Origin of the sequence: Pseudomonas hormoni (genome assembly GCF_018502625.1) — a bacterium.
Taxonomy (GTDB): domain Bacteria; phylum Pseudomonadota; class Gammaproteobacteria; order Pseudomonadales; family Pseudomonadaceae; genus Aquipseudomonas; species Aquipseudomonas hormoni.
In genome coordinates this window covers 6,235,204-6,250,234 of sequence record NZ_CP075566.1, presented here as the reverse complement: position 1 = coordinate 6,250,234, position 15,031 = coordinate 6,235,204, and the positions used below count along the sequence as shown (strand labels likewise).

The following is a 15,031-nucleotide window of genomic DNA, read 5'->3' as shown; positions in this document are numbered from 1 at the left end:
TCATACGGTGAAGACCGGCACAGGATTACACCAGCGGTCCTTGTATTCACGGTCGGCGCGACCGAAGGAAAAGCGCAGCGGCTTGTCCAGCGCACGCGCGTGCTCCCAGGCGTTTTGGGTATTGAGAAAACTCAAGACGCTACCGGGGCTGAATTCACGGGTTTCGGGATCGACGCCACCGTTGATGTACTCGACGCTGATCCATTGCGGCGCTTCGACGCGGTACACCAGTTGAATAGCAATCGGCGCATCGTTCAGGAAAATCACCGAGCCGATCAGCAAGTCACGCAACAACTCGATCACCTCGGCCATGCGCTCGGCACCGGTCGCCGGAAAGCCCCAGCGACGCTGGAACAAGTCGCAGTAAATTGCCGCCAGCTCGCCGCTGGAAAACTCGCTGACCGGCCGCACCACGCCGCCCGCCTCTTCCAGCAAACGCAATTCGCGACGCTGGTTATAGCGAAACTTCTTCGACAGCTCTTCGGGAGTGCGGGCCATGGCCAGTTGTTCTGCCTGCAGCCTGATGCCGCTGAAGCGGCCTTCATTCAGCGCGGACAAGTAACGTGCACGATGGCGCAGGGGCGCTTGCGCATCAGCGGCGGCAGGCAGGATGAACTCGGCATTGCCGAGGTCGAACAGGCCCTTTTTACCGTTGCGCTTAAGCACGTCCTTGGACAAGGCAAGGTCGCGACCCCAGGTCGGAATCGCAGCCTGGACTTCGCCATTTGGCGCCCAGGCCAGGTAACGCACCGGAATATCGGCCAACTGCGCCAGGCGCTCGACCACCATCGGATGAGTGGCGACGCTGCCGCCATAACGGTGCCAGGCCTCGGTGTACGTCGAGGCGTCGATCACCGCCCAGCCACGCTCGCGCCATCCTTGAAATCGGTTGAGCATCAACCCCTCGCCGCCAGTTCGGTGACGGTGGGCAAATGCCAGAAAGCATCGCGCACCGCGCGGTCGGAGAAGCGCTCGCGCAAACGGTCGAGCATCAACTCGGCACACTGGCGGCGCTGCTGATCATCCATCGCGGCCAGATGTTGCAGCCCTTGAGCCAGGTGCTCGGCGTCGCCCAGCGGGAACAGAATGCCGACGCCCTCGACCACTTCCTTCGCACCGCCGCATGCCGTCGCGAGCAACGGCACACCGGCGGCCATGGCCTCCAGCAGCACCATGCCGAACGGTTCGTGATCGGAGCTCAAGGCAAACACATCGAAGGCACGGAAATAACGACGGGCTTCGGGTACCTGACCGAGGAACAGCACGCGGTCGCCGATTCCCAGCTCACGGGCCATGGCCTTGAGATCCTGTTCCAGTCGACCGATACCGAGGATCACCAACTGGCTGTTGGCCGGCAAACCCGGTAACGCCGCCGCAAATCCGTGCAGCAACGTAGTCTGGTCCTTGTCCGGGTGCAGTCTGCCGACATTACCGATAATCCACGCATCCATGGACAAACCCAGGGTTTCCCGGGCTTCGCGAACCGACACGTGACTGCCCTGCAAGGCTTGCACATTGATGCGGTTGTAGAGCGTCTGAATCCGTGCAGCCGGCCAATTCGGCAGGCAACTGCGCATGTCGTCGCGCACGGCATCGGAAACCCCGAGCAGACTCAAACGCTTGCGGAAAAAATTCACAAAGAATTTGCGAGTGCCGCGCTTGTAGTCGTCAAACGCGTGATGCACGCCGATCACCGGCAACGAAGTGCCAAGCAAGGCGATGTAGATCGGTTTGAAACGGTGAGCAATGCAGAAACTGAAATTGCGCGAAGCGGCGATCTTGCGCAGATCGCCGATGGCGCCCAGCTTCAGGCCACGAATAGCCTTGGAACTGTATTCCATGAACAGCACTTCATCGGAGGCGCAGGCCTCGGCAACGCCGGCATCGGCAACCCCGGTCAGAAACACCGTGGTCACTCGATAACCGGTCCCCGCGAACAGGCTGGCGTACTGCCGGGCGCAGTCCAGAAACGGACCGTCATAGCCGTGACAGAACTGCAGCACATGGCGTTCAGCCGAGCGTGTCATATGCGTCCGCGCCCTCTTTGACCACCAGAATGTCTTCCATGATCAGATACTGTAGGTCGGAACCGAAGAACATGTTCAGGGCATCCGTCGGCGAGCAGATCATCGGTTCACCGCGACGGTTGAGCGAGGTGTTCAGCGATACGCCGTTTCCGGTCAGTACTTCCAGTGCCTTCATCATGTCGTAGTAGCGCGGGTTGTATTCGCGCTTGAGCACCTGGGCCCGGGACGTACCGTCTTCGTGGACGACTTCCGGCACACGGGTCTTCCACTCTTCCGCCACTTCAAAAGTGAACGTCATGAACGGCGCGGGGTGATCGATCTTGATCATCTGCGGTGCGACGGTGTCGAGCATCGACGGGCAGAAAGGCCTCCAGCGCTCGCGGAACTTGATCTGGTGGTTGATGCGGTCAGCCACGCCGGTCGCGCTCGGGCAACCGATGATCGAACGACCGCCCAAGGCACGCGGACCGAACTCCATGCGGCCCTGGAACCAGGCCACCGGGTTGCCATCGACCATGATTTTGGCGATGTTTTCCGGCATGTTCTCGAGCTTGCGCCAGACCGGTTTGCTCGGGTGACGGGCGCACGCGGCCAGAACGTCTTCGTTGCTGTACGACGGGCCGAGGTAGACGTGTTCCATCTTCTCGACCGGCACGCCACGGGCATGAGACACATAAGCCGCCGCGCCGACCGCGGTGCCGGCATCGCCGGACGCAGGCTGCACGAACAGTTCCTTGACGTCATCGCGGGCGATGATTTTCTGATTCAGCTTGACGTTCAACGCGCAGCCGCCGGCGAAGGCCAGCTTGCCGGTTTCCTTGAGCACGTCGCCCAGGTAGTGGTCGATCATCTGCAACGCCAGCTTCTCGAACAGCGCTTGCATGCTCGCGGCGTAGTGGATGTACGGCTCGTCGGCGATGTCGCCTTCGCGCTTCGGACCCAGCCACTCGATCAGCTTCGGCGAGAAGTAGAAACCCTTGCCCTTCTCTTTATAGCGACGCAGGCCGATGACGTTGGCGTAGTCGGTGTTGATCACCAGTTCGCCGTTTTCGAACGAGGCCAGACGGGAGAAATCGTATTTGCTGGCATCGCCGTACGGCGCCATGCCCATGACCTTGAACTCGCCGTCGAGCATCTCGAAACCGAGGAACTCGGTGATCGCACCGTACAGGCCGCCGAGGGAGTCCGGATCGAAGAATTCCTTGATCTTGTGGATCTTGCCGTTTTCGCCGTAGCCGAAGAAGGTCGTGGCGTACTCACCCTTGCCGTCGATCCCGAGGATCGCGGTTTTCTCTTTGAAACCCGAGCAGTGGTAAGCGCTGGAGGCGTGAGCGAGGTGATGTTCGACCGGCTCGATCTTGATCTTCTTCGGATCGAAGCCCAGTTGCTCGAGGCACCAGACGATCTTGTTGCGGTAGCGCTTGTAGCGGCGGTTACCCATCAGGATCGCGTCAAGTGCGCGGTCCGGGGCGTACCAGTAACGCTTGGCGTAGTGCCAGCGCGCCTTGCCGAACAGGCTGATCGGCGCGAACGGAATGGCGACTACGTCAACGTCGGACGGTTTGATGCCCGCCTGCTCGAGGCAGAACTTCGCCGATTCGTAAGGCATGCGGTTCTTTGCATGTTTATCGCGCACAAAGCGCTCTTCTTCAGCCGCCGCGACCAGCTTGCCGTCGATGTACAAGGCTGCGGAAGGATCATGGCTAAGGGCGCCGGACAGGCCAAGAATCGTCAATGCCACAGGGGTCTAGCCTCTTTAGTCTGCATGCAGGCGCAAGGCGCCTCAAAATGAATGTGCCCTCGCAAGTGGGCGAGAGACAGCTAAAGGGCGGGATTATAGCTTAAACATGGCAGGAATGACCCTACGGTTATCAGCGGCGCAATGATGGCCGGCTCGACGACGAAACCGCGGACTATCCGCGGCTCGCCCGCCAGTAGATCCGGATATTGCCATCCACCCCTTGTCGGTAAATCGTGTAGGGCAGGGAAACGGTATCCAGCGCACCTGACAGCGCCAGATCCAGCAGGACCAGCGGTACGAGAACGCCCGTGGGGTCCGGCGGGGCATTCAACACACAAAAATCGTAGGCCAGGCCGCTGTAGATACGCGGGATGGACTGGCAGTAGGTTTTTTGCTTTCTGAGACCGCGAGCGGCGTCTTCGTCATTCTGCAGGACCGTGACAGCGGTCCCGCAGCCGGAGAGTGCCAATGAGCATGCGCCCAGCATAACTGCTGCTTTTATAGTCAAGATCTGCCCTCCGAGGTCGTCAGGCAAACTAGCATCGCGACTATTCAGGGCACAGTTCATGGGGTCTGGAGATCATGTAGGACATTTCATAAGAACTTGTCCCTTAATCTCGGGTGACTGGCCTGACGCAATCGTCGGAATGCCGCCCAGACCAAGCCCGCTCCCACAGTTTCCGGGCTTTGCGCATAATCTGCGTACGCCCCGGATCAGTGTGGGAGCGAGCCTGCTCGCGATAGGGTTGGAGACCCGATTCAGGAAGCGCCAGAGATGTCTTTGGGCAAACGCTGATCAATAACCTGATGCAACGCACTGCTCTCAGGCCAGTTACGCATGAACCGCGCCCGATCCCGCGCATACGCCGGGGCGAAGCTGCCGAGCGAGCCATGCTGGCGCATCGCATCCAGATCGATCAGCGCCCAGCGATCCTCTTGCCAGAACAGGTTGTGGCCCTTGAAGTCGCCGTGACTGATCCGCTCGCGAATCAGCTCCGCAAACAGATGATCCAGCGCCACCAGCTCGGCTTCGGGCGCTTGACCGCTGTCAACGTACGGCGCGAACCGTTCGATGATGTCCGGCCCCGGCAAGTGCTCCGTCACCAGATAAGCCCGGCTGCGCAACCAGAGAAAACGCTTTTCCAGTACCGCCAACGGTTTCGGCGTGGCAATACCCAGGAACGCCAATCGATTGCCTTCGCGCCAGGAATGCCAGGCACGGCTCGGGCGCCAGAAGCGTTTGAGCCAGTGGGCGAACCCTTTGATGTTGTAGCGCTTGATCACCAGCGTACGACCAGCCACCTCGACTTTTCCGACGCTCGCCGCGCCGCCGGTCTTGTACAGATGGCCCTGATCGAGCAACGCATCGGCCTGCTCCAGCACCGGCAGCATCGCCGCTTCTTCTTCGCGGCGAATCGCCCGCAAACCGAACGCCCCGCGCTGCACGCTGAACAGCGTGCATTCGCGGCCGACCTTGATCAGGAAATCCTTGAGGCGCCAACTGCGTACCTTGTCGATCTGCTTCTGCAACGCCTCCATCGGCAAGGCATGTTCGCCATTGCTCAGGAGGTAATACACCAGCAATTCTTCGGTGAAGGGTTCCAGCGACTTGGGCAACTGGGCAAAAAACACCCCGAGGTTTTCCAGGACTTTCTGCCGCGATAGCGGTTGGCCTGGGGTTTCGGTGCAGATCCCGGCACCGTCGATCAAATACAGTCGGCCGCCCTGGCGCAGCAGGTTGTCCAGGTGCAGGTCTTCCTGCCACAGCCCTTTGCGGTGCATCTGGCCGATCGCGCCCAGCGCTTCGGCCAACACGGCCCCCTGCCCATCCGCGAGCACCGGCAAATGCTCGACCAGTTTCCAGGTATCCCCCAGGCTTTCGGCACCCTCAAGGAAATCGAACAGCAACCAGCCACCCTCGCCGTCCTTCAAGCCATCAGCCAACAGCTGCGGCGTGGTCAACCCCTGGGCGGCAAGCAAACGCACGCCGTCCAGCTCACGCTGAAAATGCCGCGCCGCTTTGCTGCCGACCAACAACTTGGCCAACACCGGCCGACCACGCCAGACACCGGCGCCGACATAGCGCTGGCCTGGCAGCACCCGCAACAGGCTCAACAACTGCAACTCGGCAGACCCGGCGGCATCGGCCAGCGAAATACTCAGCGGCAGACGCGGTTGGCGACCCGCCTCTTTCAGTTCGGACAAACGCATCAGTTCGCCCTCTTGTAACTGCGCCGCGCGGTCAATCGCGTCAGCCAGTTGTCGATCAGCAAACTGTCCTGCGGCTGGTCCAGGTAGACGGCCAACAACTCGCGCAGTTGCGCATCACTCCACTGGGGCGACCGCCGTGTCAACGGCTCCAGATCCTTGATCCGATCACGCTGACCGAACAGCAACGGTCGGGTTTTTTCCAGGTCGATGAGCTGGGCCATGTAACCGTCGCCCGTGGCCTGGAGAAAAATGTGTTTGGGGTAGAAGCAGCCATGGACCTGACGCGCGCCGTGCAGGCGCCGAGCCAGTTGCCCGCACGCCTGCAAAATGGCCGAGTGCTGCGCCGGGCCCAGGTCCGACCAGCGCTGCAACAGCGAATCCAGGTCATCCCAGCCGTCCAGCGCGCGGGTCAGCAAAATCGCCCGGACTTCGCCGTCGACCTTGCGCTCACCGAAAAACGCTGCCTTCAGCGCCGGAATGCCGAGCTTTTCATAACGGCTGATGTTGCGAAATTCCCGGGCAAAACTCGGCTCGCCGAAGGGCGCGTGCAAGGTGCGCATCTGGTAGTTACTTTGGCGCTTGAGGTAGAAGCCGTGACCTTCAAGATCCAGCCGAAACACGCTGCTCCAGCCACCGCGTGCGGTGTTGGGCTCATCCACAGCCTCAAGCTGTCTGGCCCACAGTGCATCGAAGGTGCCGAGGCCGTGGCGCTCCAGTAGCGCACGGTCTTCAGCGGCCAGAAAATCAGTCATTCGCGTCCCTCGAAAAATCTCACCACGTGCCGGATCCGTTTTTTATCGGCAGCATTGAGCCGCGCCCGTTGGCGGTATTGCAGGTAAAAGCGCAGGCGCTGGGTAGCCGACAGGTGATATTTGGCGACCTTGTCCAGACACGCCAGATCCTTGGTGATGCGGTACTTGAGCCAGAAACCGCTCCAGAAATCACCGTTGGGGCAGTCGATCAGGAACAGTCGCGCCTCATCGTCGACCAGCAGGTTGCGCCACTTCAAATCGTTATGGGTGAAGCGATTGTCGTGCATGATCCGGGTGTAACCGGCCAGTTGCCGACTGATGTGATCGACCCAGGCACGATCCCTCAGTTTCGGGTCACGCCGCTCAGCCAGAGCATTCAGGTCCTCGGTATTCGGCAGTTCACGGGTGATCATCGCCCCGCGAGCGTAGGCTGCACCGCGCCGCTCAAGCCCCCAGGCCACCACTTCCGCCGTGGGAATGCCCCACTTGGCAAAGCGCTTGAGGTTCTGCCATTCCATTTTCACTCGCGGCTTGCCGAGGTAGCGGCGCAAGCCCTTGCCAGCGCCCACGTAGCGCTTGACGTAATAGTTGACGCCATTGCGCTTGACGCGCACGACCTCGGACAACGGGTCGAGGGTCACCTGCTCGCCCTGAAGGGCAAACACTGCCTCAAGGCTGCCGAAATCGTCGGCCAGATCGCTGTAAGCAGGTTCCAGTTTCCAGCCCGACATCAGAGCGCATCCCCGTATCGCTGTTTACGGTCGTAGAGTTTGCTGGCCTTGCCCTCAAGCCAGGCGAGCAACCCGGCTTCTTCGCCGAGGATCTGGCGCAGGGGCTGCTGGAAATAACCTTTGAGGAATCTCAGTTTGTCGCGTTGAGTCAGGCCGATGTCCAGGGCCGAAAAGTACAGTGCCGCCAGATCCTTGTTGCGCCAGCGTTGGGTGATCGCCGGGCGGGTCTGGGCGCGGTGCAGGTCGATCACCGAAAGCTTGAAATCGTCAGCCGTCACCGGTTTGTCGGTGTGCAGCAGGAAGTGGCAGATGTAGCAGTCGCGGTGGTTGACCCCGGCGCGGTGCATCATGCCGGTCATGCGCGCGACTTCGGCGATCAGCGCACGCTTGAGTTTTGGCTCCGGCGGGTTCTTGATCCAGTCGATGCTGAAGTCTTCGAGGCTGACGGTCGGTGCCAGTTCTTCAGTGACGATGAACGAATGCTGATCCGCCGGGTTGCTGCCCTTCTCGCCATAAGCCACGGCGGTCATGGTCGGCACGCCGACTTCCTGCAGGCGTTGAATGGCTTTCCATTCCTGACCCGCGCCGAGCACCGGCAACTTGGCCGTCAGCAGGTTTTTGAAGATCTCGCCCCAGCCAATGCCCCGGTGGATCTTCACGAAAAACCCGTTGCCGTTCACCTCGGTGCGCAACGTGCGGCGGGCTTCCAGCTCGCGGTACACCTCGCCTTGAAGCCCTTCGACCTCGGCGAATGGATCGCGTCCGGCCCAAAGGCTCTTGAACGGTTCAGCCAGCATCAACTTCATTAAGCGTGCTCCGCCAGAATCACATCGGCCGCGTGTTGCGGCATGCTGTAGAGGTCGGCCGTCTCGGCGAAGGCCAGACCGTTGCGGCTCCAGGCCGCTCGTGCATTGGTGTCGTTCAACATGCCGGTCAGGTATTGCGTCAGTTGCGCCTGATCGAAGGGTTCATCCAGCACCAGACCCGCGTCGGCCTCGGCGATGTAATGGGCATAACCGCAGACCGCACTCACCAGCACCGGCAACCCGGCCACCAGGGCTTCGAGCAACACGGTCCCGGTGTTTTCGTTGTACGCCGGGTGGATCAACAGATCGGCCCCGAGCAGGAAACGCGGGATATCGCTGCGGCCCTTGAGGAACGTCACGTTGTCGCCGAGCCCCAACGTGGCGCTCTGCATCTGGAACAATTTGGGGTCATCCTGGCCAATTACAAACAGCCGGGTGCGTTTCTTCAGATCAGCGGGCAACGCGGCCAGCGCCTTGAGGCTGCGATCCACGCCTTTGGTCTTGAACCCGGAGCCGATCTGCACCAGCAACAGGTCATCGTCTTTCAGGTTGAACTCACGACGGAATTCGGCGCGGATCTCGGCGGCATTGGCCGGCGCGCGGCGGTCCTGAGAGATGCCCGGCGGCAGCAAATGGAAGCGCTCCAGCGGCGTGTCGTAATGCTTGATGAACAGCGGCTGCTGGACTTCCGAGATCATCAACACTTCAGTCTTGGCGTCCCTGGCGAACACCGCGCGCTCGTACTCGGCGAAGTGCCGGTAGCGGCCCCAGCGACGGTACAGCGAGTTGCGCAGGTTTTGCGCCTTGTCTTCGAAACAACCGTCGGCAGCGTAGTAAACGTCCAGACCCGGCATCTTGTTAAAACCAATCAGGCGATCCACCGGGCGTTTGGCCAGATCGGCCTCCATCCACTCGCTGAGCTTCTCGTTGCGGCGATGATTGAAGAACGCCTTGACCGGCGCAACCAGCACTTCGAAACCTGGCGGAATGTCACCTTCCCAGATCAGCGTGTAGACACGAATCTGATGACCGCGCTGCTGACATTCCAGGGCAATGCGCATGAAATCGCGCTGCAAGCCCCCGAATGGAAAGTACTTGTACAAGACGAATGCCAATTGCATCAGCGCAGCTCCTCAGCCAGTAACAACGTGCTCAGTCGGGTCGCGACACGCTCGGGATTCAGACGCGTGAAGCACAGCGGCCACTCGCGTTTCAGGTCGAACCGGCGGGCATCTTCGGCCGTCGGTTGATAGGTGCATTTTTTTTGCAGGCACGGTGCGCAGGGGAAATCGCTGGCGATGTGGATCTGCGCCTTGCCATACGCGCCGGTCAGGCCCGGGTTGGTCGGGCCGAACAGCGACAGCGTCGGCACATCCAGTGCAGCGGCAAGGTGACCAAGACCGGTGTCCACCGCCACGCACGCCTGCGCACCGGCCAGCACTTTGCCGATGCCCGCCAGATTCAGTTTGGGCAGCACTTCGACATGCCGCATGTCCTTGGCGATGCGCTCGGCCCGGGCTTTCTCCGCCGGATTGCCCCATGCCAGCTTCACGCCGACACCCAGGTAGCCGACGCGCTCGGCCAGCTCGCGCCAGTAGGCTTCGGGCCAGTGTTTGGTGTCCCACGTGGTGCCGTGCAGGAACAGCACGTAAGGGTTCTTGCGCGGCAATTCCACCAGGCGCTCGACGTTCAGGCCGTAGTCGCCCAGACCTTTGGGCAGGTCGTAGCCCAGGGCGATGGCGAACAACTGACGCACTCGCTCAACCGCGTGCTGGCCGCGGGCAACCGCCAGCCGCCGATCATAAAAACGCGCGGCGATCGGCTCCCGTGCCGAACTTTTATCGAGGCCCGCCACCGGCGCCTTGACGTAGCGGGTCAGCAAGGCGCTTTTCAACAGGCCCTGTGCGTCAATCACCAGATCATATTTCGTGGCGCGAAGGCTTTGCTTGAAGCGCTTCCACTCGCCACTCTTGATGGTCTGCCAGATGTTCTTGCGCCAGCGACGGATCGCCACCGGAATCACCTTGCCCACGGCCGGGTGCCAGGTCGGGATCTCGGCGAAACCTTCTTCCACCACCCAGTCGAACGTGATGCCGGGAATCGCCCGGGCCGCGTCGGTCAGCGCCGGCAACGCATGAATCACGTCGCCCAGCGAAGAAGTCTTGATCAGCAGAACCCGCAAACTATTTGACCTCGACCACAGTGCCCTGCAACCGCTGCAAGGCTTCGTTCACCGCTTGCGGCATCAGCTGGCGCAAGCAGTTGTAATGACCGAAGCGACACGTGCGATCGAAGCACGGGCTGCATTCGATGCCCAGGCGTACGATCTCGACGTGCTCGGCCAGCGGCGGCGTGAAGCCTGGCGACGTCGAACCGTACACCGCCACCAACGGGCGATTGAGTGCCGCGGCGACGTGCATCAGGCCGGAATCGTTGGAGACTACCGAGTCCGCGCATGACATCAGGTCAATGGCCTCGGCCAGGGACGTACCGCCGCTGAGGTTCACCGACTCTTCACGCAGGCCGGGAATCAACCGTGCTCGGATGTCTTCGCCCACGGCGTGATCGTTTTTCGAACCGAACAACCAGACTTGCCAGCCTTCGCGAATCTTCGCTTCGGCGACCTTGGCGTAATGCTCGGACGGCCAGCGCTTGGACTCGCCGAACTCGGCACCGGGGCACAGCGCCAACACCGGACGGTCGAGGGCCAGACCGAATTTGGCCAGTGCCGCTTCGCGGGTCACCGGATCGATCTGCAAGGTAGGGCGCGGATACGGTTTCGGCAGTTCAAGGCCCGGCTCGTAAGCCAGGGCCATGAAGCGCTCGATCATCAGCGGGTAACGTTCTTTATCCAGCGTGCGCACGTCATTGAGCAGACCGTAGCGGAATTCGCCGCGCCAGCCAGTGCGCTTCGGGATGCCTGCGAAGAACGGCACCAACGCCGACTTCAGGGAATTGGGCAACAGGATCGCCTGGTCGTACTGGCCGGCCAGGGATTTGCCGATGCGCCGACGCGTCGCCAACTCCAGGGCGCCATGGCCGAGCGGAAAGCTCAAGGCCTGGCGAACTTCGGGCATGCGCTCAAGAATCGGCCGGCTCCACTCGGGGGCCAGGACGTCGATTTCGCACTGCGGGTGGCGTTGCTTGAGACACTGAAACAGTGTCTGCGCCATCACCATGTCACCGACCCAACTGGGCCCAACGATAAGAATTTTCATGTGGTTTCCAAAAACGAACCGGGGAGGCATACGCCTCCCCGCCTCGAGAATCCAGCACCTGCAGCCTTGGCTGGCAGGTCATTTGGACGAGCGGGTTGGGGCTCGTCGGATCAATTTAATGCACATCTGTGTCAATCAGCATAAACCTTTGTGGCGAGGGAGCTTGCTCCCGCTGGGCTGCGAAAGCAGACCCAAAACCTGCCACCGCATTCTCATCTGACAGACCGCACAAGCTGATTTGGGAGTGCTTCGCACTCCAGCGGGAGCAAGCTCCCTCGCCACAAGAGCCCGCCACATTCCAAGTCAGCTTCAGCTTAGCCCCAACTCACGCCAGATCCGCAACACCTGCCGCCGTTCATCCACGAACTGGTCGCCCGGTATCACCCCGGCGTCCTTCTGCAAGGCCTGCCGGTGCGCGGCGGAGCGGTAGGCTTTATAGGCCTCGCGCAACAGGCTGGCGTCTTCGGCGGGCATCAGCCCTTCGTGTTCCAGCTCTTCCAGAATCCGGATATTGTCGGTCCAGCGCAGCAATGGCGGGTGTGTTTCGGACCACGCCAAGGCCGCGTATTGCACCATAAATTCAATATCGACGATACCTCCGGCGTCCTGCTTGAGATCGAACGGCGCCGTGGCCTCGAAGGCATTCGCCCCGGTGCCGGCCGCGGTGCTCTTGCTGCCGAGGTTGTCGCGCATCTTGGCGCGCATCTCGCTGACCTCCTGACGCAAGGTCGGCAAATCCCGGGGCTTGCCCAAAATCGCTGCGCGAACCTTCTCGAACGCCTGGCCGACGTCCTGACTGCCCACCAATACCCGCGCCCGTACCAGCGCCTGATGCTCCCAGGTCCAGGCTTCGTTTTCCTGATAACGGGCAAACGCGCCGAGCGAACTCACCAGCAGACCGGAAGCACCGGATGGTCGCAGGCGCATGTCCACTTCATACAGCTGACCGGAGTTGGTCTGGGCCGTGAGCAAGTGAATGATCCGCTGCCCGAGCCGGGTGAAAAATTGCGCGCCATCGATAGGCTTCGGGCCGTCGGTTTCGGCCTGCGGGTCGCCGTCGTGAATGAACACCAGGTCCAGGTCCGAACCATGCCCCAGCTCCAGCCCGCCGACTTTCCCATAACCGACAATGATGAAGCCCGGATCGCACAGCGTACCGTCACTGCGCAGCGGCGTGCCGTATTTGGCTACGGTCTGGCGCCAGGCCAGGGCCAGCACTTGTTCGAGGATCGCTTCGGCGAGCCAGGTCAGGTAATCACTGACTTTCATCAACGGCAGGCTGCCGGCGATTTCCGACGCGGCGACGCGCAAGCGGTGCGCCAGTTTGAAGTGGCGCAGGGCTTCCATTTGCTGTTCGAGATCATCCTCGGGAATTCGCGTCAAACGCTCGCGCAACTCGGCGGCCAGTTCCGGTGCCAGGGGCGGCTTGAACAGCCGGCCTTCGTTGAGCAATTCGTCGAGCAACAGCGGAAAGCGAGTGATCTGCTCTGCAATCCACGGGCTCGCAGCGCACAAGGTCAGCAACCGTCGCAGCGCGCCGGGGTTTTCGGTCAGCAGCACCAGATACGCGGAACGCCGGGCCACCGCTTCAACCAGCGGCAGCACGCGCTCCAGCACCAGGTCCGGATTGGCGTGTTCGACCGCCTGAGCCAGCAACCGTGGAATAAAGGCATCAAGACGCTCGCGCCCCAAACGCTGCATCGCACGCAGTTGCGGGCTGCTGCGCAGGCTGGCCAAGGCTTTCAGGGCTTTGGTGGCATCGACGAAACCGCCCTCCTCCAACTGACGACACGCAGCCTCTTCGTCCTGCGCTTCTTCCCACAGTGGCAGCCATTCACCGCCAACCACCACTTCACTTTCAGCCCCTTCCTCTTCGTCGGGGTCGGCGATCACCTGGCCGAAGTGCCACGCAATACGACCGCGCCAATACATCAGCTGCTCATGAAAAGCGTCCCAATCGGCGAAGCCCAACATAAAGGCAATGCGCGCCTGATCCTGTGTGCCATCCGGCAACATCTGGGTCTGGCGGTCGGCAATCGCCTGAATGGCGTGCTCCGTGTAACGCAGGAATTCGTAGCCTTCGCGCAGTTCGCTGATCACCGCCGGCGGCAGGTAACCCTGACCTTCCAGGGTGCTCAGTACTTTTAATAGAGGACGTTGTTGCAGGCTCAGGTCGCGGCCGCCGTGGATCAGCTGAAACGCCTGGGCGATAAACTCGACTTCGCGGATGCCGCCGGAGCCGAGCTTGATGTTGTCGGCCATGCCCTTGCGCCGGACTTCCTGCTGGATCAGCTGCTTCATCGTGCGCAGCGCTTCGATGGCGGAGAAGTCCAGGTAACGCCGGTAAACGAACGGGCGCAGCATCTCTTGCAGTTGTGCGCCCGCCACTTGATCGCCGGCCACCACCCGCGACTTGATCATCGCGTAGCGTTCCCAGTCACGGCCCTGATCCTGGTAATACTGCTCCAGCGCATTGAAGCTCAGCACCAATGCACCGGCCGAACCGTAAGGCCGCAGGCGCATGTCCACGCGGAAAACGAAACCGTCGACGGTCATCGGGTCCAGTGCCTTGATCAGGCGCTGGCCGAGACGGATGAAGAATTCCTGATTATCCAGCGAGCGTTTCACGCCGACGGTCTCGCCGCCCTCGGGGTAGGCGAAGATCAGGTCGATGTCCGACGACAGGTTGAGCTCGACCGCGCCGAGCTTGCCCATGCCGAGGATGACCATCTGCTGCGGCTCGCCGCTGCGCCGACCGGTCGGCACGCCGAACTGCTGGCAATGGCGCGAGTACAACCACTGATAGGCCTGATCGATGCTGGCATCGGCCATGTCCGAGAGGTCGCGACAGGTCTGGATGAGGTCGGCCTGACGGGTCAGGTCACGCCAGATGATCCGCACCTGATGGCGGGTGCGCTGGCGACGCAGGGCGCGACCGAGCTCGTCTTCGGTTTCCGCCGCATTCACTGCCGCTGCAATCTGCGCGCACAACTCGCCGGGGGCAAAGCCGCGATCCAGTTCGCCGGACTGCACCAGCGCGAGCAACATCAAAGGGTCACGTACGCTCTGTTCAATCACGAAGTCGCTGGCGGCAGTGACGCGGGCGAATTGCGCCCAGCGTTCAGGCGTCCAGCCGGACAGGCCATGATCATCATCGAGCGCCTCGACGGCTACACGGAACGACTGCTCGGCACGGGTGACAAACGGCAGGAGAATGCCGGGCAGTTCGGCAAGCGAAGGGAGGCTCATGGTCTATCCTTGATCGGCGTGTAGAGGGCTGCATGTAGTGAATTTTCAAATTGCACTACGTGATCGACTGTCGAACAAAGGTTAGAAATAGCTGAGATTTCTTTATTTTTGGCAGACAGCATCAAGCTTTCACCTTTTTCGGTTGGCAAAAGACCAACCTTAACGATTATTCTCACAACGCAGCCGGAGGCCACAAGCCGCTCATCTGTAGTTTTACTACTCGTATATACATTCGGATAGCTGAAATGCCCGATGATTTGTAGTAAAACTACACGCCGCCGGAACCTACCACTCGG

The 15,031-nt window shown here is 61.2% G+C and carries 12 protein-coding genes; all 12 read right to left on the bottom strand.

The genetic code is table 11. The annotated features are described in order from the left end of the window. Complete coding sequence (locus KJF94_RS29000) at positions 1-897, bottom strand: antimicrobial resistance protein Mig-14 (RefSeq protein WP_214380374.1); 897 nt, start codon at positions 895-897, stop codon at positions 1-3. Continuing rightward, complete coding sequence (locus KJF94_RS28995; RefSeq protein WP_214380373.1) at positions 897-2,027, bottom strand: glycosyltransferase; 1,131 nt, start codon at positions 2,025-2,027, stop codon at positions 897-899. The genes KJF94_RS29000 and KJF94_RS28995 overlap by 1 nt, the downstream gene beginning before the upstream one ends. Then, positions 2,011-3,768, bottom strand: a complete 1,758-nt coding sequence (locus KJF94_RS28990; RefSeq protein ID WP_008027860.1) for a carbamoyltransferase family protein — start codon at positions 3,766-3,768, stop codon at positions 2,011-2,013. Before KJF94_RS28990 ends, KJF94_RS28995 begins: the two co-directional genes overlap by 17 nt. Positions 3,769-3,940: 172 nt before the next feature. Beyond that, a complete protein-coding gene (locus KJF94_RS28985) occupies positions 3,941-4,276 on the bottom strand; it encodes a YceK/YidQ family lipoprotein (protein ID WP_214380372.1) in 336 nt (111 codons plus the stop codon). Positions 4,277-4,527: 251 nt separating this feature from the next. Next, the gene (locus KJF94_RS28980; RefSeq protein ID WP_214380371.1) at positions 4,528-5,979 is read right to left on the bottom strand and encodes a lipopolysaccharide kinase InaA family protein; all 1,452 of its coding nucleotides are present in this window, start codon (positions 5,977-5,979) and stop codon (positions 4,528-4,530) included. Beyond that, on the bottom strand, positions 5,979-6,731 hold the full coding sequence (locus tag KJF94_RS28975) for a lipopolysaccharide kinase InaA family protein (protein WP_214380370.1): 753 nt from the start codon (positions 6,729-6,731) through the stop codon (positions 5,979-5,981). The genes KJF94_RS28980 and KJF94_RS28975 overlap by 1 nt, the downstream gene beginning before the upstream one ends. Beyond that, entirely contained in the window at positions 6,728-7,462 is a 735-nt protein-coding gene (locus tag KJF94_RS28970) for a lipopolysaccharide kinase InaA family protein (RefSeq protein WP_214380369.1), read from the bottom strand. Before KJF94_RS28970 ends, KJF94_RS28975 begins: the two co-directional genes overlap by 4 nt. Continuing rightward, positions 7,462-8,268 (bottom strand): lipopolysaccharide core heptose(I) kinase RfaP, encoded by an 807-nt coding sequence (gene rfaP / locus KJF94_RS28965; protein ID WP_214380368.1) that lies wholly within the window; start codon positions 8,266-8,268, stop codon positions 7,462-7,464. Before rfaP ends, KJF94_RS28970 begins: the two co-directional genes overlap by 1 nt. Continuing rightward, positions 8,268-9,389 (bottom strand): glycosyltransferase family 4 protein, encoded by a 1,122-nt coding sequence (locus tag KJF94_RS28960; RefSeq protein ID WP_214380367.1) that lies wholly within the window; start codon positions 9,387-9,389, stop codon positions 8,268-8,270. The genes rfaP and KJF94_RS28960 overlap by 1 nt, the downstream gene beginning before the upstream one ends. Continuing rightward, the gene (gene waaC, locus KJF94_RS28955; protein ID WP_214380366.1) at positions 9,389-10,450 is read right to left on the bottom strand and encodes a lipopolysaccharide heptosyltransferase I; all 1,062 of its coding nucleotides are present in this window, start codon (positions 10,448-10,450) and stop codon (positions 9,389-9,391) included. The genes KJF94_RS28960 and waaC overlap by 1 nt, the downstream gene beginning before the upstream one ends. A 1-nt stretch (position 10,451) precedes the next feature. Then, positions 10,452-11,486 (bottom strand): lipopolysaccharide heptosyltransferase II, encoded by a 1,035-nt coding sequence (waaF, locus tag KJF94_RS28950; protein WP_214380365.1) that lies wholly within the window; start codon positions 11,484-11,486, stop codon positions 10,452-10,454. Positions 11,487-11,795: 309 nt separating this feature from the next. Continuing rightward, positions 11,796-14,735: a bifunctional [glutamate--ammonia ligase]-adenylyl-L-tyrosine phosphorylase/[glutamate--ammonia-ligase] adenylyltransferase gene (glnE, locus tag KJF94_RS28945; RefSeq protein WP_214380364.1), complete on the bottom strand. Its 2,940-nt coding sequence runs from the start codon at positions 14,733-14,735 to the stop codon at positions 11,796-11,798. Between the last annotated feature and the right edge of the window lie 296 nt (positions 14,736-15,031).

Excerpts from the sequence above, each read along its gene's own strand:
- KJF94_RS29000 (WP_214380374.1), bottom strand. The coding sequence starts at position 897 with ATGCTCAACCGATTTCAAGGATGGCGCGAGCGTGGCTGGGCGGTGATC.
- KJF94_RS28995 (WP_214380373.1), bottom strand. The coding sequence starts at position 2,027 with ATGACACGCTCGGCTGAACGCCATGTGCTGCAGTTCTGTCACGGCTAT.
- KJF94_RS28980 (WP_214380371.1), bottom strand. The coding sequence starts at position 5,979 with ATGCGTTTGTCCGAACTGAAAGAGGCGGGTCGCCAACCGCGTCTGCCG.
- KJF94_RS28975 (WP_214380370.1), bottom strand. The coding sequence starts at position 6,731 with ATGACTGATTTTCTGGCCGCTGAAGACCGTGCGCTACTGGAGCGCCAC.
- KJF94_RS28970 (WP_214380369.1), bottom strand. The coding sequence starts at position 7,462 with ATGTCGGGCTGGAAACTGGAACCTGCTTACAGCGATCTGGCCGACGAT.
- rfaP (WP_214380368.1), bottom strand. The coding sequence starts at position 8,268 with ATGAAGTTGATGCTGGCTGAACCGTTCAAGAGCCTTTGGGCCGGACGC.
- KJF94_RS28960 (WP_214380367.1), bottom strand. The coding sequence starts at position 9,389 with ATGCAATTGGCATTCGTCTTGTACAAGTACTTTCCATTCGGGGGCTTG.
- waaF (WP_214380365.1), bottom strand. The coding sequence starts at position 11,486 with ATGAAAATTCTTATCGTTGGGCCCAGTTGGGTCGGTGACATGGTGATG.
- glnE (WP_214380364.1), bottom strand. The coding sequence starts at position 14,735 with ATGAGCCTCCCTTCGCTTGCCGAACTGCCCGGCATTCTCCTGCCGTTT.